Origin of the sequence: Thermomonas sp., from assembly GCF_023953935.1 — a bacterium.
Taxonomy (GTDB): Bacteria; Pseudomonadota; Gammaproteobacteria; order Xanthomonadales; family Xanthomonadaceae; genus Thermomonas.
This window is the reverse complement of the sequence record NZ_JAMLIW010000001.1, coordinates 483,044-501,211: the sequence shown is the minus strand read 5'-3', so window position 1 is coordinate 501,211 and position 18,168 is coordinate 483,044. Positions and strand designations below refer to the sequence as shown.

Sequence of the window (18,168 nt, the reverse complement as noted above, 5' to 3'; positions counted from 1 at the left end):
CCGAAGCCCGGATCAGGCGAAAGCAGGCGCGTTTGAGGCATAATTGTACGAAAGATTCGCCTGAGTTTGCAGACGATGAATGAACCGGTTTCGTTGAGCCTTGCCCGCCTGCGGCGCAGTTGCTCGGAATGCTCGATCCAGCAGCTGTGCCTGCCCGCAGGCATGGATGGCGAGGACATCGGGCGGCTGGACATGGTGGCGCGGCGGCGGCGCCCGCTGGCCAAGGGCGAGTCGCTGTTTCGTGCCGGCGACCCGCTGCGCGCGGTATACGTGGCCAGCGAAGGCAGCTTCAAGACCACGGTGGTCAACGCGTCCGGCGAAGAGCACATCCTCGGCTTCCACCTCCAGGGCGAGCTGTTCGGTCTGGATGCGGTGGGAACGGGCCAGCATCGCTGCGAGGCGATTGCGCTGGTCGATTCACGGGTGTGCGAATTGCCGTTCGATCGGCTGGCCTCCATTGCCGCCAAGCTGCCCAGCCTGCAAACCCAGCTGCTGCGCGTCATTGGCCAGAGTGCCAACCACGACCACGACCATGTCGAGGTCCTGGCGCGCCGCCAGGCCAGCGAGCGCATCGCCTTGTTCGTGCACGGCCTGTCCGAACGTTATCGGCGGATAGGCAGGCCGGCCAACGACTTCCACCTGCCGATGAGCCGCGACGAGATTGCCCGCTATCTCGGGCTGGTGCTGGAAACCGTGAGCCGCGGCTTCAGCCGCCTGCACGAGGACGGCATCATCGAAGTGCACGGGCGTCGGGTGCGGATCCTGGATGAAGAGGCCTTGTTCGCGGCGGCCAACGGCGGCAACGGCGGCCAGAGCCCGGAGCCGCGCAAGCGCAGCAATGCCTGAACGTGGCTTCGCGGTGTCGTGGAAGACAGACGGATGAGGCGGCATGACCGCAGACGACGCAACCCCGCCCCCGGTGGAGCTTGACCTGCGCGGCCTGCCCGCGCCTGAGCCGCTGCTGCGGGCGTTGGACGCGGTGGACACGTTGTCGCCGGGGCAGGGACTGACGCTGCTGACGCCGCTGCTGCCGCGGCCGCTGCTGGCGGAGCTCGACGCCCGCGGCTTGCGCTGGCAGGTGAGCGACTGCGCCGACGGCGGCACCCGGATTCACGTTGAACGGCCGGAGTCGGGATGACCAAACTGCGGATGGCGCAAGCGCCGACGCCGGCGGTCCCGCGCCTGTTCCTGCGATCGGCGGCACTTTGGGGCGTGGTCGCGGGCGGGCTGCTGGCCGTCGATGGCGAGGCGGCGCTGACTTCGCGCTGGAGCGGCGCGACGCTGGCGCTGGTGCATGCGCTGACCCTGGGCTTCCTTGGCAATGCAATGTTCGGCGCCCTGCTGCAGTTTCTGCCGGTGGCGGTGGGCGTGCAGGTGCGCGGGGGGGCGACCGGCGCGCGGCTCTTGCATCTGCTGTTGAACGCGGGCGTCGTGTTGCTGATGGTCGGGTTCTGCTGGCCGCAATGGCTGGGTGTAGCGTGGGGTGGAGGCCTGTTGCTTGCCGCGTTCCTGCTGCTGGCGACCTTGGTTTTGCCGGGCCTGCGGCAGGCGCAAGGCGAAGGGTTCCTGCGCCTGGGCATGGGGCTGGCCGTGCTGGCGGCGCTGGTGACGGCCGCGCTGGGCCTGCTGCTGGCGCTGGGTTGGAGCGGTTGGCTGCGGTTGCCGCAGTTGGCCATGACCGATGCCCACGCAGGCTGGGGATTGCTGGGTTGGGTGCTGGGCCTGCTGGCCGCGGTGGCGCGCGTGGTGGGTCCGATGTTCCAAGGCTCCGTGCCCGCGCCGGCGCGGGCGCAGGGGGGCTGGCAAGTCGTGCTTTACGCGCTGCTTGCGGCGCTGTTGACCTGCGCGGCGCGCGGTGTCGTTCCGATCGGAATGCGGGTTGCGTTGGCGCTGCCGGTGCTGGCGTTCGCAGTTGGCGGCCTGTGGCTGCAGCTGGGCGCGCGCCACCTGCGGCGAGCGCCGCTGACGTATTTCTGGAGTACGGGATTCATCGCTCTCGCCATCGCCGGCAGCGTGCTGCTGGCAGGCGGCAACGCGCTGCTGGTGGGCACGCTGAGTATCGGAATCGGCCTGCCGCTGCTGGTCACCGGCATGATGCTGGAAATCATCGCTTTCCTTGGCTGGATCGAACTCCAGCGCGAATGCGGCCGGGGCGTGCACGTGCCGGGTGTGCAGCTGCTGGTGCCGGCGCGCGACAAGGCCGTGGTGCTGGCGCTGCAACTGCTGGCCGGCGTGCTGCTGGCGCTGGCCGTTTGGCAGACAGGCACCGCGGTTGTCGCCGGTGCGGCGCTGCTGCTGGCACACGCGGCGGCCTTCGTGGCGTTGGGCGGCGCCCGGCGGCGGGGGCGTCGCTTCGTCGCCGAGCGCGTGGCTAGGCGCTGAAGTCCGGGCGCACCATGCCGATGAGGATGGATGCCGATTCATGCGCGATTGCGTTGGTTGCCGGACAGCGCGGAAGCAAGCCCCGTAGAATGACGCACGTCAATGCCTCGCGCCGGCCGTTGCCGGCATGATCCTCTCGTCATGAACGCCCCCATGCATCCGATTGCGCCCAAGACCACCGTCCGGACCTGCCGCGAACCCCGCGTCCGGCGTGCGCCTGCTCGCGTTGCGCGCACTGCGCCGCCCGTGGCCACGGAACTATCCCCCTGATCGCTGCGCGATCGTTTTCCGCCGCCGCGTGCCGGCGGCCACCGCCCTGCCTTGAAGGACAAGATGAACGCACTCGCCACCCCCGCCTGGAGCCCCGATCTGGAAGTGCGCTACGCGCCGCTGGTCGCCCAGCTCGAACGCCTGATCCCGTGCATGGAGGTGCCGCTGCACCTGCCGTGGATCGATGCGATCAACCGGCTGAAGAAGGAGCGCGGCGCGCTGATCATGGCGCACAACTACCAGTCGCCGGAGATCTTCTACGGCGTGGCCGACATCACCGGCGATTCGCTGGCGCTGGCGCAGCAGGCCGCGACCTGCGACAGCGATGTGGTGGTGATGTGCGGCGTGCACTTCATGGCCGAAAGCGTCAAGGTGCTGGCGCCGGACAAGACCGTGCTGATCCCCGACATGGAGGCCGGCTGCTCGCTGGCGGCGTCGATCACTGCCGCCGACGTGCTGGCGCTGCGCGCCAGGCATCCGGGCATCCCGGTGGTGGTCTACGTCAACACCTCGGCGGCGGTGAAGGCGGTGTCGGATTCGTGCTGCACCTCGGCCAATGCGGTGCAGGTGGTCGAATCGGTGGCCGCCGAGTTCGGCGTGGACAAGGTGATCTTCCTGCCGGACCGCTACCTCGGCGCGTGGGTGGCGCAGCAGACCGACATCGAGCTGGTGCTGTGGCAGGGCGCCTGCGAGGTGCACGAGAAGTTCACCGCGATGGAGGCGCGCCACACCCGCGAGCAGTTCAAGGCCAAGATCGTGGCCCATCCGGAGTGCCCGCCGGAGGTGCTGGCGGAAGCCGATTTCGTCGGCTCCACCAGCGCGATGGGCAAGTGGCTGGCGAAGGAAAAGCCCGAGCGGGTGGCGATGATCACCGAGTGCTCGATGGCCGACAACCTGCGCAACGATTTCCCGCAGGTCGAGTTCATCAAGCCCTGCAACCTGTGCCCGTACATGAAGAGGATTACCCTGCCCAAGATCCATGCCGTGCTCAGCGATCTGAGCAATGAAGTGGTGGTGGCGCCGGAGGACATCGTCGGCGCGCGCCGGTCGCTGGACCGGATGCTGGCGGTCGGGCGTCGCGACCGGGTGTGAGTACCGCCGAACCGATCATCATCGTCGGCGGCGGGATCGCCGGCATTGCCACCGCGCTGGCCGCCGCGCCGGCGCCGGTGCTGTTGCTCACGCGCGCGCCGGGTGCGCGCGGTGCCGCCAGCCTGCTCGCGCAGGGCGGCATCGCGGCAGCGATCGGTCCCGGCGACACCCCGGCCGACCATGCCCGCGACACCTGTGAGGCCGGCAGCCACCACAACGATCCGGCCATCGTCGATCTGCTCACCCGCAGCGCGGTGGATGCCGTGCACTGGCTGCAGGAGCTCGGGGTGGCGTTCGACTGTGCTGCCGACGGCAGCCTCGCGCTCGGGCGTGAAGGCGGCCACGACCGCCCGCGCATCGTCCACGCCGGCGGCGACGCCACCGGCGCCAAGGTGATGGAAGCGCTGGTCGCCGCGGCGCGCGCGTCCGGGCACATCACCCGCCGCGCCGGGGTCGAGGTCGATGGTCTGTTGCTGGGCGACGACCGCGCGTGCGGCGTCGCCTTCAGCAATGCCGACGGCAGCCGTGAGCAGGCGCGGGGCCGTGCGGTGGTGCTGGCCACCGGCGGCATCGGCGCCTTGTTCGCCCAGACCAGCAATCCGCCCGATGCCGACGGCAGCGGGCTGGCGCTGGCTTTGGCCGTTGGCGCGAAATTGCGTGACCTGGAATTCGTGCAATTCCACCCAACCGCACTGATGTTGCCGGGGCTGCACAGCCTGCCGCTGGTGACCGAAGCCCTGCGCGGTGCCGGCGCGCACCTGCACGACAGCAAGGGGCGGCGGCTGATGGAAGGCGTGCATCCGCTGGGCGACCTGGCCCCGCGCGACATCGTCGCGCGCCAGGTGTGGCAAGCCTGCCAGCGCGGCGGCGCGGTGCTGGACGCCCGCGTGGTGGGCAGCGCGTTTGCGGAAAAATTCCCGACCGTGCTGCGCGCCTGCCTCGACCACGGTATCGACCCGCGCGTGCAGCCGATCCCGGTGGTTCCCGCCGCGCATTTCCATATGGGCGGCATTGCGACAGACGCCGATTGCCGGACCTCGCTGCCGGGGCTGCATGCGGTCGGCGAGGTGGCCTGCAACGGCGTCCACGGCGCCAACCGGCTGGCCAGCAATTCGCTGCTGGAGGGGCTGGTGTTCGGGCGTCGGCTGGGGCTGCGGCTGCGCGATCAGGCCGCGGGCGAGGCTCCCGCCGGTGCGGATGGCATCGAACGGCTGCGCCCGCCGGCATTGGACGCACAGGCGCTGGTCGGCCTGCGCGCGCTGATGGCCAGCGCGATGGGGCCACTGCGCGATGGGGTCACGCTGCAGGCGGCGCTGGCGGATGTCGAAACGCTGGCCGCGGCCGGCTGGCAGGGCGGGGTGGCCAAGGTGCTGGTGGCGGCGGCGTTGGCGCGGCGGGGAAGCCTTGGCGCGCACTACCGCAGCGACGCGCCGTCGGCGTGAGGCGCCGCCGATCCGGGCCGTGGCTGGACCACGCCGAAATTTTGATCTGGGTCAGGCGGTCTTGATCCGGCGGATGCGAAGCTGGCGCCATCCACAATCCACGGAGACGCGCATGCGCCACGGAATCATCGCTGCACTGTTGGTGCCGGGGCTGGCGCTGGCCTGGCCAGCCGCCAATGCCCAAACGTCCGCGCATGCCCAGCATGCCGACCACGCCGCGCACGCGGCCCACGCCGGGGCCAGTACCCAGGCCGCGCCCGCGCAGCGCTGGGCCACCGACGCCCCGCTGCGCGCCGGCATGCGCGAGATTCGTGCGGCTACCGGCATCCTCGTCCATTACCAGGCAGGACATCTGGATGCGCGCCGCGGCAATGCGGCGGTGGCGCGGATCGATGCGGCAATCAAGGACATGATCGCCAACTGCAAGCTGGCGCCGCAGGCCGACGCGGCCCTGCACGGGCTGCTGGCCAAGTTCATGGCGGGCGCCGACGCGGTCCGCGCCGGGCGCTTCACGCAGGCCGAGCTGACCGCGATGCAGGCCGCGCTGGCGCGCTACCCGCAGCTGTTCAACGATCCGGGCTGGAGCGGTCGTTAGGTCGCCGGCGATCCGCTGCGCGCGCCTTTCACGGTCGCCCCGATGGCGACATGCCCCGCTTGCTCGCGCGCCGCGGTCGCGGCCGGCGCAGCCTTGAAACGAAAAACCCGCCATGCGGGCGGGTATCGCGGGGTTTTCAGAACCAGATGGAACGGCCTGAAACCGTGTTTTGGTGCCAGGAGAGGCATCGCATTTGCCGCTGAAAGCGCCTGTTTGCGCGGGTTTCAGGATTTCAGTTTTGGCGAGTACCCCCAAAACTACCCCCAAACGAAAACGACACTCAGGCGTTTTTTCGTCTATGCGTCTATTCGTCTATGCGTCTATTCTGCCGCAGATTCGCCAGCGCGCGCGCCTTGCCCTCGGGTGTCTTGGGGCCGGTGCTGCGGCCACCATGAAACCGACAGCGGCGCTTGCCGGGTTCGCTCTTGGCTTGGCAGGGTTGCCCGTCGCGGTGGCGCTTGGCCCCGCAGGTGACGCGCGCGGTCGATTTCGCACGGGCCACGCGGGCCAGATAGGCGGATTGCCAGCCGGTGCTATGCGTGTCAACGTCGGGCAGGTCGCCGGACTCTTGCGCGCGCGCGATGCTTTCAGGAACGGAAGTCATACGCGCGTGCGCGGAACGCACGGGAAATTCCGGACTCATGGGGTTTCGTACTTCGCCCCATTTTGTTCCGGTCAGCGTCGCCCATTCGGTCAGGATCGCGTCAATGATCCCGCTATTGGTGTTCAGCGGGTAGTACGTGCCGCGCTTGGCTTCGATGATCGCCAGCGCGTCATCGCCCGGCATGTAGTCGATGCGCACCAGCCGCGCCCGGCGCTCCCGTTGGAGCCGTGCCAGATAGGGCTTGTTGCGGCTCAGGTAGCCGTCGCTCGCGTCGGTCATGGTGGCGCTCAGCCGTACCGCTTGAAGCTATCAGCCGGTTCTAGGTCTAGCTTTGCGCCCCTGCCGGTGTAGGTGCCAATCCCTACCGCGCCGGGTTCGCATTTCTTGGCAATCAACGCTAGGGCGTCTGCGAGCCTCCACGCGGCGCTTTCATAATTTCCGCTATCCAAGTAGCGGGCAGCGTCGCGCGCAAGCTCTGCGGCTTCCTGCGCGCGCGTAGGGCGTGGTAGTTCCAACAGGCCGCAGGTACGAACATGTTGCATGGTGTAGTTCCTTCTTTGGAATCGGGCTGGTGTTGCGTTTTCAGGCGGTCGATTCGGATCGTTTGGCCTTCGCCTTGCCGGATTTCTTCTTGGCGGGTGCGCCGACTTCCGCGCCGACTTGTGCGCTCTCTTTTCCCCCTATAACCCCCGCTCCGAAGTCGGCGCAGTCGGCGCACCTTCTGCGCCTTCTGCGTCCAGTGCGTCAACTTGTGAAGTCGGCGCAGTCGGCGCAGTCGGCGCAAGCTCGGCAAACTCCCGGCCTTCGGCGGTCACTTCCCAGACTTCCTTTTGCTTGCGGTTTTCCATGGTGACGTTCACGCGGGCAAGGTGGCCCTTCCTTTCCGCATCGCGCAGCAGCGCGAACACGTCGGCGGGCTTCCGGCTCTTTGGGAAGGTTGGCTCACTGGCCAGCAGCTTGGCCGCATGGGTGCGGCTGGTGGTCGCGGTGGTGACGTGCTCGCCGCGCTCGGAAAACTCGGCAATCAGCGCCAGCAGCGCGCGCGTGTCCAGCTTCGCCAGCAGGCCAGAATCGGCAGCCGCAGGGCCAGGCCGTGCATGGGACAACTGCGGCAAGCCATCCTCGGGCCAATCCAGCAGCAGCGGCGGGTGAACCTTCCCGAAGTTCGTTTTCTGGTGCGACAGCTTCAGCCCGCCCGAGTCATCGCGCACCATGAACAACCGCGAACGCGCGCTGTTATGCCATGCGGTACTGCCCGAGTAGCCCTCGCCATTGGTCGCCTTGCCAGCCCGGCTGGTGTTCTTGTCCACATGGGCCAGCAGCAGGACGGCGGAAGCGTTGCGCTTGGCAATGCGCCCCAGCGAACGCATGAACGCGCGCACCTGCCGCCGGTTGATTTCATCGCCCCCGAACGTGTCGCTGGCGTTGTCCACGATCACCAGCCCGGCACCTTCGGCCAAGGTCTCCAACCGGACATAGGTCGGCGTCACGCTTCCTGCATCGCGCGCGGTGGTGGTGGCGAACAGCTCCGGCGCTTCGGTGCCGTCCACGATTACCAATTGCCCCTCGAGTTCTGCCGGATCGATGAACCATTCCTTGCAGATCGTTTCGAGCCGGTGGCGAACGATTGCCCCGTCATCCTCGAAGCTCGCAAACAGCACGCGGCAGCGTTCGGTTTCAATCCCGAATAGTTCCTGCCCGGTGGCCACGGCAACCGCCAGCATCAGCGCAATGGTGCTCTTGCCGGTGCCACCATGCGCGCCCAGCAGCGCCACCACGCCACGCGGCAGATACCGGCCCCAAACGAAACGCGGCGGCTTGCTCGGATTGGTCAGCACGTCGCCGACCGATACAGGCAGCAGCAGCGGTTCCGCTTCCTCGCCCGTGTCCGGCTCGCCCTCATGATTCGGTGACGCCATCCCAGCCGCGTAGGCGCTGGCGAGCGTGGCCGCTATCTCGCCATCCTCGAGCCCGGCAGCGCGCGCGGCGCGGGTCAGTGCAAGCTCACACTGGCCCCAATCCCGCCGACCGGCAGCGACCAGCCGGGCAAGCCCGTAGGCGGTGGCATTGAGTACGGCATTGCGCGTGCCCTCAGCAGCGTTCAGGACGGCACCTGTAGCCCGTTCCAACGCGTGCGCTGCGTAGGGGTCGGCAGGGCCATCGGTGCCGCTTGTGGCGCGTTCTGCGGCCTCTGGCGCGGGCTTGGAAATGGCGGCAAGCAACCATTGCGGCGCGTCGGCAATCTCCGGCTGTTCGCCCGTATCGGGTTGCCAGTCGTTCCAGTGCCAGCCCTTGCCGTCCAGCGTTGACGGTTCGGCCACGATGAAGCCGCCAGCCGCGCGCACGTCCAAGCCCGGCAGGACGCTAACGCGGTTGCGCAGTGTCATGCTCTCGGGCTTCCTGAAAACGATATGCCGCCCCCCGCTAGGCGTGTCGGCGGTCAGCGTCGGCGGTAGCTCGCCATGCTTGACCTCGAGCCCCTCGAGCGTGGCCAGCCCATTGGTGCCGTTCTTCACGTCCACGTCCAGCACGAACAACCCCGGCCCAAAGGTCAGCCCGATATTCCCGTGATGCGATGCGAACGCCTCCGGTGCGGTGCCACTCTGCCACCCCTTGCAGGCCGGGTGCTTGCTGTTCGGCAGGATCGGCAGCGGGATGAAGCCTGCCGCCTGATACGTCGCGGCGTAGGTTTGCAGGTCGATCATCGCAGCACCATCCATGCGGCTTCCGCCACCAGATAGAGCACCGCGACAACAAACAACACGTCGCTGATATACTCGAAGCGCGCCCAGCTCGCCAGCTTGCGCAAGCCCACGCCCGTGAAGCGTGGGTTTTCTTTTCTGGCGGTCATGTCAGACCGCCTTGCCGGTCAGTCCGGCCTCGATGAACGCCTCAACGTCGGCACGGCGGTAGCGCACGGCGCGCTTGCCCAGCTTCACAAAACGCGGGCCTTCGCCACGCCAGCGCCAATTGCGCAGGGTGTTGAGTGCTACGTTCAGGTCTTCGGAAACTTCGCGCTCGGTCAGCAGGTCGGCGGAAGTGATTTTGGCCGTGCTCGGCAGCACGGGTGCAGCGCAGTCTTGTGGGGTCATTGCGGTGTTTCGGGCATCCTTGGCACACGCCAAGTGACTTCACCCTAACGCGGGATATCCCCACAAAAGCGCCTTTTGCGCGCCCGGCATGTCAGGTTTTCAGACACATGCCGGGGAACGGTTTACCCCATCCCGCTTAGCGCCTCATCCATGCCCCTCAGCAATTTCCGTCGATCTTTGTTGAAAGCGGTTGCATAGGCTTGAAGTGCGCGTTTTGGGCGCTGTTCATAGCCTGCGGCGGTGTAGCAGATTCCAACAATTTCAACAAAAGCACTGGACGCTGAAACGCTTGGACGAAAGGCTATCGGGTATGCCTCGGCGGGCCGATTCGCCATGTGCCAACCATGGAACAGGGCTTCGTCTATCCGCCGGATGGGTTCAGGATTCCCAACCCTTGACCTTGCCTGCTTCCCAACTGGAAGCGACTCACGGGCTTCCGCCGAAGCGGCAATCAGCGCGTCCAGACGCGGGCATAGGTTTGCAGCCATGTCCGGCCCCTCATCGGTCGGACGCTGCGCCCAGTAAAGTTTTTCGATCATCAGTGCCGCGTCGGGGGCGATAGCCGTAGCCGTCCGCAACTTGCGCGACAGGACGTTTGCAAGTCGTTCGACTTCCTCTAAATATGCGGCCATTTCATTGTTTGCCGCAGGTTGACGGACAAACGAACGAACGCTAACCAGTGCGTACCTAAGCGCCGTGATCTGTTCGTCGCAAACGTGAAGGTCTTTCAGTCTGCGCTTTTGATCGTCGGTGAAGTCGGGGAATCCAGACGGGAACATGCACACCCTCGCGGTTCTGAAACGGTCAACCCGCCCTGCGCCGGAACGCCACCACGTCGCCACCTGCGCGCAGCGCGTCCAAGTAGTCGGCCCACGCCTGCATCATCCGAGCGCGTTCATCCAGATATTGCGCGGCATGGGTGTAGGCGTCGCGTACCTTGTTGCTCTCGGCGTGCGCAAGCTGGCGCTCGATGGCGTCGGCGTTCCAGCCCATTTCATTCAGGCGCGATGCCGCCATGCTGCGGAAGCCGTGGCCGGTCATTTCGTCGGTGCCGTAGCCCAGCCTGCGCAGTGCGGCGTTGATCGTGTTCTCGGACATATGGCGGCTGGCGCTGCGCATACCGGGGAATACATAGCGCCCGGTGCCGGTCAGCGGTTGCAGGCCGCGCAGGATCGCCACAGCCTGCGATGACAGCGGCACGATATGCGCCGCGCCCATCTTCATGCGCTCGCCGGGGATGCGCCACACAGCGCCGTCCAGGTCGATTTCCTGCCATTGCGCCGCCCGCAGTTCGCCGGGCCGGACGAACACCAGCGGGGCCAGTCGCAGCGCGGCACAGGTGACGGGATCGCCCGTGTAGCCATCGATGGCGCGCAGCAGCTCGCCGATCTTGGCCGGGTCGGTGATGCTGGCATGGTGCTTGGCCTTGGTGGCCTTCAACGCGCCGCGCAATGCGCCGGTCGGGTCGATCTCGGTGCGACCTTCCATGATCGCCCAGCGGAACACCTGCCCGGCCTTGATCTTGGCGCGCTTGGCGGTTTCCTGCTTGCCGGTGGCCTCGATCTTCCTCAGTGCGTCCAGCAGCACGCGCGGGGAAATGTCGGACAGGGGCAGGTGGCCGATTTCAGGGAACAGGAAGGATTCCAGAATCCAGCGCGATTTCCTCAGCGTGACATCGGCGCAGTCCTGCACGGCCAGCCATTCCGATGCGACGGCGGCAAAGGTACTGCCTGCGGCTTCCTTGCGTGCTTGCCGTTCGGCCTTGCGTTGCGCGCCGGGGTCGATGCCATCGGCCAGCAGCGCGCGCACCTCGGCGCGGCGTTCGCGTGCTTTGCTCAGGCTTACGTCGGGATAGTTCCCCAGCGCCAGCAGGTTCTCTTTGCCGGTGTCCGGCCTGCGGTACTTGAAGCGCCATTGCTTCGCGCCATCGGGCAGCACCAGCAGGAACAAGCCCTTGCCGTCGGCCAATTTCCACGCGGTCGCCCGTGGCCGCGCGTTCTTCACGGCGGACGGTGACAACTCGGGGACTCGCTTCGGCATGTCGTACCCCCAAAACTTTTCCGTACCCCCAAACCGTACCCCCAAACTTGGGGGTAGGGAAGGGGTACGGCGGGAAGTCGCGGGGGTAATTCCGGCACGCAGACAACAAAAAACCCCTGAAAATCAGGGGTTTAGTGGCCTTGCGGGATATTGCGGGAAACTCTATTGGTGCCCAGGAGAGGACTCGAACCTCCACGGTTTTACCCGCTAGTACCTGAAACTAGTGCGTCTACCAATTCCGCCACCTGGGCAGGTGGTGAGCTGCGCATTGTCCGGGTCATCGGGGGGCATGTCAATCGGAATCTGGCGGGCGTTTCGTGCGCCGCCGTCCGCGCCGGCGCATGCCACAATGGGGCATGTCCTACCTCGTCCTCGCCCGCAAGTGGCGCCCGCGGCGTTTTTCCGAATTGGTTGGCCAGGAGCACGTGGTGCGCGCGCTGACCAATGCGCTGGCGACCGGGCGCATCCACCACGCGTTGCTGTTCACCGGCACGCGCGGCGTTGGCAAGACCACCATTGCGCGCATCTTCGCCAAGTCGCTCAACTGCGAGCGTGGCATCGGTGCCGATCCCTGCGGTGAGTGCGAGACCTGCAAGGCGATCGACGCCGGGCGCTACATCGATCTGCTGGAGATCGACGCGGCCTCCAACACCGGCGTCGAGAACGTCCGCGACTTGATCGAAAACGCGCAGTACATGCCATCGCGCGGCCGCTACAAGGTCTACCTGATCGACGAAGTGCACATGCTCTCGAAGCCGGCGTTCAATGCGCTGCTGAAGACGCTGGAAGAGCCGCCGGAACACGTCAAGTTCCTGTTCGCCACCACCGATCCGGAGAAGCTGCTGGTGACGGTGCTCAGCCGCTGCCTGCAGTTCAACCTCAAGCGCCTCGATGAACAGCAGATTCGCGGCCAGCTCACCAGGATCCTGGCCGCCGAGGGCATCGACGCCGACGCCGACGCGGTGGCGCAGCTGGCGCGCGCTGCCGACGGCAGTTTGCGCGACGGTCTGTCACTGCTGGACCAGGCGATTGCCTACAGCGGTTCCAGCGCGGGTGCCGGGAAGCTGGATGGCGACACCGTGGCGACAATGCTGGGCTCGGTCGATCGCACCCGGATCAACGCGCTGTTGGGTGCGCTTGCGGAAGGCGATGGCCGGCGGCTGCTGGACGAAGTGGCCCGGCTGGCGGAGTTCGCGCCGGACTGGGCCGGCATCCTGGATGCGTTCGCGTTGGCCTTGCACCGCATCCAGGTCAAGCAGCTGGTGCCGGATGCCGCGATCGAGGTGGATGCAGTCGATGTCGAAGCGCTGGCGTCCGCGCTGCGCCCGGAAATGGTGCAGCTGTGGTACCAGATGGCGCTTAACGGTCGCCGCGACCTTGGCTATGCACCCAGTCCGCGCAGTGGCTTCGAGATGGCGTTGCTGCGGATGCTGGCGTTCCGCCCCGAGGCGGCCGATCGTGCGACACCTGCGCGCACGGCGGCGTCGGTCTCGCCGGCGCCGGCTGTCGGGGGGGCTGGCGGTGGGCGGGAATCGAGCGCGCGCGCGGCCGCGGCCGCGGCGGTAGCGGCGCTCGGGCGCACGGATGCTTCGCCCAGGCCAACGGCAGCCCCGGCAACGCCGCCAGCGGCCCCGGTTGCCGAGAGCTCGATGCCGGCCACGCCGGCGCCCAGTGCCAGCATCGTCACCGATGGCGAGCATTGGCTGCAGGTCGTGGCCGAATGCGGCTTGCGTGGCGCACCGCGGCTGCTGGCGGAAAATGCCGCCTTTCTCTCGCACCGCGAGGGTGTCTTGCGGCTGGCCCTGACCGAGGAGCAGATGCACCTGAAATCGCCCAGCCTCGTGCTGCAACTGACCGATGCGGTCTCGCGCCGGCTCGGCGGTGCCGTGCAGGTGCGCTTCGAGCTGGGTGATGCACGCGGCGACACGGCCAGTGCGCGCAACGCGCGCGCGCAGGATGCCCGCCAGACCGAGGCCGAGCGCGGGTTTGCCGAAGATCCGGCGATCCAGCGGCTGGTCCGCAACCATGGGGCGAGTATTGTCCCCGGCTCGATCCGGCCGCACGAAGCGCCCGGCGACACCCCTTGAACGACGGAAGATGAACATGCGTGGAAACATCGCCCAGCTGATGCAGCAGGCGCAGAAAATGCAGGAAGACGTGCAGCGCGCGCAGGAGGAAGTGGCGACGCTGGAAGCCACCGGCAGCGCCGGCGGCGGCATGGTCAGCGTCACCCTCGGCGGACGCATGGATTGCCGGCGCGTGCGCATCGATCCGGCCGCGCTGGCCGATCCGGAGATGGCCGAAGACCTGATCGCCGCGGCCTTCAACGATGCCGTCAACAAGATCACGGCGGCGACCCAGGAGAAGATGGCGGCGGCGACCGCCGGAATGCAGCTGCCGCCGGGGATGAAGTTGCCGTTTTGATGCGGATGACGGGGCATCCTGCCGCCGCATCCGTTGCGCGGGCGAAACACGTGGGTTTCGCCCGCTTGCGCGCCGCGCAAGGCGCGTCGCGTGCGCACATCCCTGTGCGCAACATGAGTTGCCGAGGCTTCGGATTTGCATGACAGCGTCATTGCTAGAACAACTCATCGAGGCGCTGCGGGTGCTGCCGGGTGTCGGCCAGAAATCCGCGCAGCGCATGGCCTACCACCTGCTGGAACGCCAGCGCGAAGGCGGCCTGCGGCTGGCGGCGGCGCTGCAGCAGGCGATGGAGCAGGTACGGCATTGCCAGCTCTGCCGTGATTTCAGCGAAACCGAGCTGTGTGCGATCTGCGCAAGCTCCTCGCGCGATGGCGCGCTGTTGTGTGCGGTGGAATCTCCGGCGGACCGGCTGGCGATCGAACAGGCGACCGGCTATCGCGGCCTGTATTTCGTGCTGCAAGGCCGGCTGAGCCCACTCGACGGGATCGGCCCGGGCGAGCTTGGGCTCGACCAACTTGCGCGGCGGCTCGAGGAAGGCGACGTGCGTGAATTGATCGTCGCCACCAATCCCACCGTGGAAGGCGAAGCGACCGCGCATTACCTCGCGCAGATCGCCCGCGCCCGCGGCGTCCACCCCAGCCGCCTCGCCCACGGCGTGCCGCTGGGCGGCGAACTGGAATACGTCGACCGTGGCACCTTGTCGCATGCCTTCGGCAGTCGGGTGGAGATTGGGGATTCGTGATTGGTGATTGGAGAGCCGTGATTGGTGATTTGTGATTGGTGATTCGAAAAAGCCGGGTTGCGCTGTAAGCTCTTTCCAATCACGAATCACAAATCACCAATCACGGCCTTCAAGTGACCATCTTCCACAAGATCATCAACCGCGAGATTCCCGCCGACATCGTCTACGAGGACGAGCACATGATCGCGTTCCGCGACATCGCGCCGCAGGCGCCGGTGCATGTGCTGTTCGTGCCCAAGCAGGATTTCGCGACCCTGAATGACGTGCCGGAGGCATCGGCGCTCGTGATCGGCCGACTGGCGACTGCGGCGGCGCGCTATGCCAAGGCGCAGGGGTTTGCCGATCGCGGCTACCGGATCGTGATGAATTGCAACGAGGACGGCGGGCAGACGGTGTTCCAGATCCACCTGCACCTGCTGGCCGGTGCGCCGTTGGGGCATTTCGGGGTGCCGAGCTGACGCCTTCGCGGCGCTTCGCGCTTCCGCGCGTGCCTCAGGGTCGGTGCCGGCGCAGGGCGTGGATCAGTTCGCGGCGTTCCGTGCTGCCCACGTCCGGCGCGTAGCGCACGCGTTCGAAGCGCTCGGCGAGCGCTTCCAGCACCGCGTCGGGTTGGCTGGATTGCGCGTTGAGCCGAGTGACCCAATCACGCGCCGGTTCGTGTCGCGCACGGCCCAGCCCGCGCCGGCGATAGCGCGCTTCCAGAGCGTGCCAGGCGCGCAGCAGCGGGTCGCGTTCGCGTTCGCCGCGCGCGGTCAGCCAGGCCATCCAGCCGATCGCCAGCAGCGCCGCGCCGGCAAACAGCAACACCAGGGTCCGGTTGCCGCCGCGCAAGCCGAACAGGCCCAGCAGATCCTGCTGGCGCTTGGCGTTGAAACCCAGCAGCATGTCGTTCCAGCCGCGCCGCAGCCAGTCGCTGGCGTTGAACAGCGGCGCGATGTCGATGAAGCCGCCGAGGCGCCCGGGCATGCGGTCGGCAATGGTGTCGTAGATGCGCTCGGGTGCGACCGCGGCGGTGGGATCGAAACGCGTCCAACCCCGCTGCGGCAGCCAGATTTCCGCCCAGGCGTGGGCGTCGGAGCGGCGGATCAGCCAGTAATCTCCGATCGGGTTGCGGTAGGCGCCGGCGTAGCCGGTGACGACCCGTGCCGGAATGCCGGCCGCGCGCATCAGCACCACGAAGGACGAGCTGAAGTGCTCGCAATAGCCTTCCTGGCGATCGAACAGGAAGTCGTCGATTTCGTTGCGGCCGGCGATGGGCACGTTCAGGGTGTAGGCGAAGTCCTTGTGGATCCAGGCCATGGCGCGCAGGGCGATGGCCAGGTCGGCGCGGCCGTCGGGGTCGCTGCCGGCCTCGCGTCGCCACTGCCGCCCGAGCGCCAGCGTGCGCGGGTTGAAGCCTTCGGGCAGCCGCAGCGCACGTTGCCGCAGCCAGTCGGGCAAATCGGGCTCGAAGGCCGCGGCAGGCGCCGAATGCAGCCGCCAGCGGGTGAGGTTGTACAGCGGCGCGTCGCTGGTCGGCGCGCGATCGAGACCCATCTGCGCACCTTCGGGCAGGACGGTTGGCACGTCCAGGGCGACCAGCAGGCGGTCTTCGGTTGGCTCCAGTTCCAGCTGGTAGTCCCAGCCAGCCGAGGCCGGGCGCACCGGTGCCGGCGGCAGTGCCGTGAGCATCCGCGATGGACGCCAGGTCTGGCCGTCGAAATCCCACAGCACCGGACCGCGCCAGTACATCTGCTCGGGCTTGGGCACCGGGCCGAAGAACTGCACGCGCGCGGCCGGGCTGTCGTCGAGCAGGGTGTCGAACAACCCGCCGGGCGACATCGAATCGGACAGCCCCGGGGTGCCGACGCTGCGCTGCGGCATGCCCCACAGCGGCGTTGGCAGGCGCGGGAACAGCCAGAACACCGCCAGCGCCAGTGGCAGGCCGAGCACGCACAGGCGCAGCACGGCCACGATTGCGGCGCGTTTGGGCAGGCCGGAGACGGAGGCGTCCTCAACCCGGCCTTCGTCCGCCGCCAGCCGTTGCAGGGCCAGCAGGGCGGCCAGTACCGCCAGCAGCGCCAGCAGCAGGCTCAGCGGGGCCTGGTCGAGCAGGAAGGTGGCGAACGGCGCGAACAGCGCAAAGCCGACCAGGCTGCGGCCATCGCGCAGGGTCTGCGTTTCCGCCGGTTTGATCGCGATCATCAGCGCCAGCGCGGCCGATGCGGTGTCGCGGCCGATGCCCGGCAGCACGTAGAAAACCAGCGCCATCCCGACGATCAACAGCAGCGCGCGGACGAGGTTCGGCAGCGGCCGTCGCCACGACAAGGCCAGCACGGCGACCGCGGCAAGGCCCAGGCCCAGCCCGAGCGAGCGCGGCAGCTGGAACAGCAGCGGCAGCAGGCAGGCGGCGGCAGCCAGCCGGACCTGCAGCCGTCCGGCCTGCGACAGCGGCGGTGAGCCGGCCTCAGCCATCGACGCTGCCTTCGCCCGGCAGCAGCGCCAGCGCGCGCAGGCATTGGTGGCGCTGCGCCGCGCCCTGGCCGAGCGCCACGCTTTCGGATCCCGGCAGACGCAGCGCATAGCGACGACCGCTGCGCTCGGCGTCATCCACCCAGCGCGCCAGTCGGCGGATCCGCTGCTCGTAGGGCAGGCCGACGGTGGCGTCCCAGTCCAAATGCAGTTCGCCGCCGCGCGGCTGCTCGTGGTCGCGCACCAGCAGCGCGCCGCGTCGCGCCGACGGCTTCCAGGCAATCGCGCGTGGTGCGTCCCCGGGGCGGTAGTCGCGCAGGTGGTGCAGCTCGTCACCGGCCCGCGCCGGCAGCGGTCGGGTTTGCCCGCCGGTAGCGGCCGGTGCGGGCGGTGCCGTCACTTCCGGTGCCGGATACACCAACACGCTCTGTGCCGGCCAGACGTAAGCCCAGGCCCGGGCCAGACCCAGCGGCTGCACGGTACTCAGTTCGATCCGCGGCAGCGGCAGCAGGCCGCGCCGACTGGTGGGCAGGTGCAGTTCGACCGCCCCGCCGCGCGCATCCAGCGCGGTGAAGGCGGTGCGCTGGTCGCAGTCGATCCGCAGCCCGCGCCGGCTGCGGGCGTCGCGCGTTTCCATGGCCAGCCGCAGCGCAATGTCTTCACCCGCGGCAACCGGTTCGGCGGAGGCGGCGGTAATCCGGATGCCGGACAGCTGCAGGTGCGCGGCGATCAGGCTGGCCTGCGCGGTACCGGCGATCAACAGGCCCAGCAGCAGGGCCGGGTTGTTGTTGAAGTTGAGCGCACCCACCAGCATGGTGCCCAGCAGCAGGCCGAAGAACAGCCCGGTGGCGGTGGGAAGCACGTAGATGCGGTGGCGGTCGATTTGCGCCGGCAGCAGTTCCGGCGCACGTGGCCGTGCCCATCGGCGAAAGCGCTGGCGCAGAGGTTCAAGCATGCCCTTCATTCGCCGTGCCGGCACCTTCCCCCGCGTGCGGGGAAAAGGGGCGCTGCCGAGGCCTGCGCACAGGAAGCCG

General features: G+C 67.9%; 18 protein-coding genes and 1 tRNA gene. 10 read left to right on the top strand and 9 right to left on the bottom strand.

Features of this window, described 5'->3' with window-relative positions:
• Positions 1 to 75: 75 nt before the first annotated feature.
• The 6 genes from M9902_RS02260 (at position 76) to M9902_RS02235 (ending at position 5,781) form a co-directional block, all read left to right on the top strand.
• Positions 76 to 846 carry a cyclic nucleotide-binding domain-containing protein gene (locus tag M9902_RS02260; protein WP_297175026.1) on the top strand — a complete coding sequence of 257 codons (771 nt, stop codon included), beginning with the start codon at positions 76 to 78 and terminating at the stop codon, positions 844 to 846.
• Positions 847 to 889: 43 nt separating this feature from the next.
• Positions 890 to 1,138 (top strand): DUF2249 domain-containing protein, encoded by a 249-nt coding sequence (locus M9902_RS02255; RefSeq protein ID WP_297220894.1) that lies wholly within the window; start codon positions 890 to 892, stop codon positions 1,136 to 1,138.
• The gene (locus tag M9902_RS02250) at positions 1,135 to 2,382 is read left to right on the top strand and encodes a hypothetical protein (RefSeq protein ID WP_297220892.1); all 1,248 of its coding nucleotides are present in this window, start codon (positions 1,135 to 1,137) and stop codon (positions 2,380 to 2,382) included. The genes M9902_RS02255 and M9902_RS02250 overlap by 4 nt, the downstream gene beginning before the upstream one ends.
• A gap of 333 nt (positions 2,383 to 2,715) precedes the next feature.
• Positions 2,716 to 3,744 carry a quinolinate synthase NadA gene (nadA, locus tag M9902_RS02245; RefSeq protein ID WP_297175018.1) on the top strand — a complete coding sequence of 343 codons (1,029 nt, stop codon included), beginning with the start codon at positions 2,716 to 2,718 and terminating at the stop codon, positions 3,742 to 3,744.
• Positions 3,741 to 5,186 (top strand): FAD-binding protein, encoded by a 1,446-nt coding sequence (locus tag M9902_RS02240; protein ID WP_297220889.1) that lies wholly within the window; start codon positions 3,741 to 3,743, stop codon positions 5,184 to 5,186. The genes nadA and M9902_RS02240 overlap by 4 nt, the downstream gene beginning before the upstream one ends.
• A 112-nt stretch (positions 5,187 to 5,298) precedes the next feature.
• On the top strand, positions 5,299 to 5,781 hold the full coding sequence (locus M9902_RS02235; RefSeq protein WP_297175419.1) for a DnrO protein: 483 nt from the start codon (positions 5,299 to 5,301) through the stop codon (positions 5,779 to 5,781).
• Positions 5,782 to 6,085: 304 nt separating this feature from the next.
• Here the strand turns inward: M9902_RS02235 and M9902_RS02230 are convergent, their stop codons facing one another.
• From M9902_RS02230 to M9902_RS02200, 7 genes are all read right to left on the bottom strand, one after another.
• Entirely contained in the window at positions 6,086 to 6,664 is a 579-nt protein-coding gene (locus M9902_RS02230; protein WP_297220886.1) for an HGGxSTG domain-containing protein, read from the bottom strand.
• Positions 6,665 to 7,065: 401 nt separating this feature from the next.
• A complete protein-coding gene (locus M9902_RS02225; RefSeq protein WP_297220884.1) occupies positions 7,066 to 9,090 on the bottom strand; it encodes an AAA family ATPase in 2,025 nt (674 codons plus the stop codon).
• Positions 9,087 to 9,236, bottom strand: a complete 150-nt coding sequence (locus M9902_RS02220; RefSeq protein ID WP_297220881.1) for a hypothetical protein — start codon at positions 9,234 to 9,236, stop codon at positions 9,087 to 9,089. The genes M9902_RS02225 and M9902_RS02220 overlap by 4 nt, the downstream gene beginning before the upstream one ends.
• 1 nt (position 9,237) lies before the next feature.
• Positions 9,238 to 9,477 (bottom strand): helix-turn-helix domain-containing protein, encoded by a 240-nt coding sequence (locus M9902_RS02215; RefSeq protein WP_297220879.1) that lies wholly within the window; start codon positions 9,475 to 9,477, stop codon positions 9,238 to 9,240.
• Positions 9,478 to 9,599: 122 nt separating this feature from the next.
• A complete protein-coding gene (locus M9902_RS02210) occupies positions 9,600 to 10,256 on the bottom strand; it encodes a hypothetical protein (RefSeq protein WP_297220876.1) in 657 nt (218 codons plus the stop codon).
• Positions 10,257 to 10,281: 25 nt separating this feature from the next.
• The gene (locus M9902_RS02205; protein ID WP_297220874.1) at positions 10,282 to 11,517 is read right to left on the bottom strand and encodes an integrase arm-type DNA-binding domain-containing protein; all 1,236 of its coding nucleotides are present in this window, start codon (positions 11,515 to 11,517) and stop codon (positions 10,282 to 10,284) included.
• Positions 11,518 to 11,683: 166 nt separating this feature from the next.
• A tRNA-Leu gene (locus tag M9902_RS02200) sits at positions 11,684 to 11,768 on the bottom strand.
• Between the two features lie 105 nt (positions 11,769 to 11,873).
• Here M9902_RS02200 and dnaX point away from each other — a divergent pair.
• The 4 genes from dnaX (at position 11,874) to M9902_RS02180 (ending at position 15,141) form a co-directional block, all read left to right on the top strand.
• Positions 11,874 to 13,604 carry a DNA polymerase III subunit gamma/tau gene (gene dnaX, locus M9902_RS02195; RefSeq protein WP_297220872.1) on the top strand — a complete coding sequence of 577 codons (1,731 nt, stop codon included), beginning with the start codon at positions 11,874 to 11,876 and terminating at the stop codon, positions 13,602 to 13,604.
• A 16-nt stretch (positions 13,605 to 13,620) separates the two neighbouring features.
• Positions 13,621 to 13,941, top strand: a complete 321-nt coding sequence (locus M9902_RS02190) for a YbaB/EbfC family nucleoid-associated protein (RefSeq protein WP_297174743.1) — start codon at positions 13,621 to 13,623, stop codon at positions 13,939 to 13,941.
• Between the two features lie 139 nt (positions 13,942 to 14,080).
• The gene (gene recR, locus M9902_RS02185; RefSeq protein WP_297174746.1) at positions 14,081 to 14,683 is read left to right on the top strand and encodes a recombination mediator RecR; all 603 of its coding nucleotides are present in this window, start codon (positions 14,081 to 14,083) and stop codon (positions 14,681 to 14,683) included.
• A 92-nt stretch (positions 14,684 to 14,775) separates the two neighbouring features.
• Positions 14,776 to 15,141: a histidine triad nucleotide-binding protein gene (locus M9902_RS02180; protein ID WP_297221019.1), complete on the top strand. Its 366-nt coding sequence runs from the start codon at positions 14,776 to 14,778 to the stop codon at positions 15,139 to 15,141.
• 34 nt (positions 15,142 to 15,175) lie between these two features.
• On the opposite strand, the gene M9902_RS02175 is transcribed toward M9902_RS02180, so the two are convergent.
• Positions 15,176 to 17,137, bottom strand: a complete 1,962-nt coding sequence (locus M9902_RS02175) for a DUF3488 and transglutaminase-like domain-containing protein (protein ID WP_297220870.1) — start codon at positions 17,135 to 17,137, stop codon at positions 15,176 to 15,178.
• Positions 17,130 to 18,089, bottom strand: coding sequence for a DUF58 domain-containing protein (locus M9902_RS02170; protein ID WP_297220867.1), 960 nt, complete (start codon positions 18,087 to 18,089; stop codon positions 17,130 to 17,132). The genes M9902_RS02175 and M9902_RS02170 overlap by 8 nt, the downstream gene beginning before the upstream one ends.
• Positions 18,090 to 18,168: the final 79 nt, after the last annotated feature.

Bases quoted from the DNA above. Each gene is read 5' to 3' on its own strand.
- M9902_RS02260 (WP_297175026.1), top strand. From the start codon at position 76: ATGAATGAACCGGTTTCGTTGAGCCTTGCCCGCCTGCGGCGCAGTTGC.
- M9902_RS02255 (WP_297220894.1), top strand. From the start codon at position 890: ATGACCGCAGACGACGCAACCCCGCCCCCGGTGGAGCTTGACCTGCGC.
- M9902_RS02250 (WP_297220892.1), top strand. From the start codon at position 1,135: ATGACCAAACTGCGGATGGCGCAAGCGCCGACGCCGGCGGTCCCGCGC.
- nadA (WP_297175018.1), top strand. From the start codon at position 2,716: ATGAACGCACTCGCCACCCCCGCCTGGAGCCCCGATCTGGAAGTGCGC.
- M9902_RS02235 (WP_297175419.1), top strand. From the start codon at position 5,299: ATGCGCCACGGAATCATCGCTGCACTGTTGGTGCCGGGGCTGGCGCTG.
- M9902_RS02230 (WP_297220886.1), bottom strand. From the start codon at position 6,664: ATGACCGACGCGAGCGACGGCTACCTGAGCCGCAACAAGCCCTATCTG.
- M9902_RS02225 (WP_297220884.1), bottom strand. From the start codon at position 9,090: ATGATCGACCTGCAAACCTACGCCGCGACGTATCAGGCGGCAGGCTTC.
- M9902_RS02220 (WP_297220881.1), bottom strand. From the start codon at position 9,236: ATGACCGCCAGAAAAGAAAACCCACGCTTCACGGGCGTGGGCTTGCGC.
- M9902_RS02215 (WP_297220879.1), bottom strand. From the start codon at position 9,477: ATGACCCCACAAGACTGCGCTGCACCCGTGCTGCCGAGCACGGCCAAA.
- M9902_RS02210 (WP_297220876.1), bottom strand. From the start codon at position 10,256: ATGTTCCCGTCTGGATTCCCCGACTTCACCGACGATCAAAAGCGCAGA.
- M9902_RS02205 (WP_297220874.1), bottom strand. From the start codon at position 11,517: ATGCCGAAGCGAGTCCCCGAGTTGTCACCGTCCGCCGTGAAGAACGCG.
- dnaX (WP_297220872.1), top strand. From the start codon at position 11,874: ATGTCCTACCTCGTCCTCGCCCGCAAGTGGCGCCCGCGGCGTTTTTCC.
- M9902_RS02190 (WP_297174743.1), top strand. From the start codon at position 13,621: ATGCGTGGAAACATCGCCCAGCTGATGCAGCAGGCGCAGAAAATGCAG.
- recR (WP_297174746.1), top strand. From the start codon at position 14,081: ATGACAGCGTCATTGCTAGAACAACTCATCGAGGCGCTGCGGGTGCTG.
- M9902_RS02175 (WP_297220870.1), bottom strand. From the start codon at position 17,137: ATGGCTGAGGCCGGCTCACCGCCGCTGTCGCAGGCCGGACGGCTGCAG.
- M9902_RS02170 (WP_297220867.1), bottom strand. From the start codon at position 18,089: ATGCTTGAACCTCTGCGCCAGCGCTTTCGCCGATGGGCACGGCCACGT.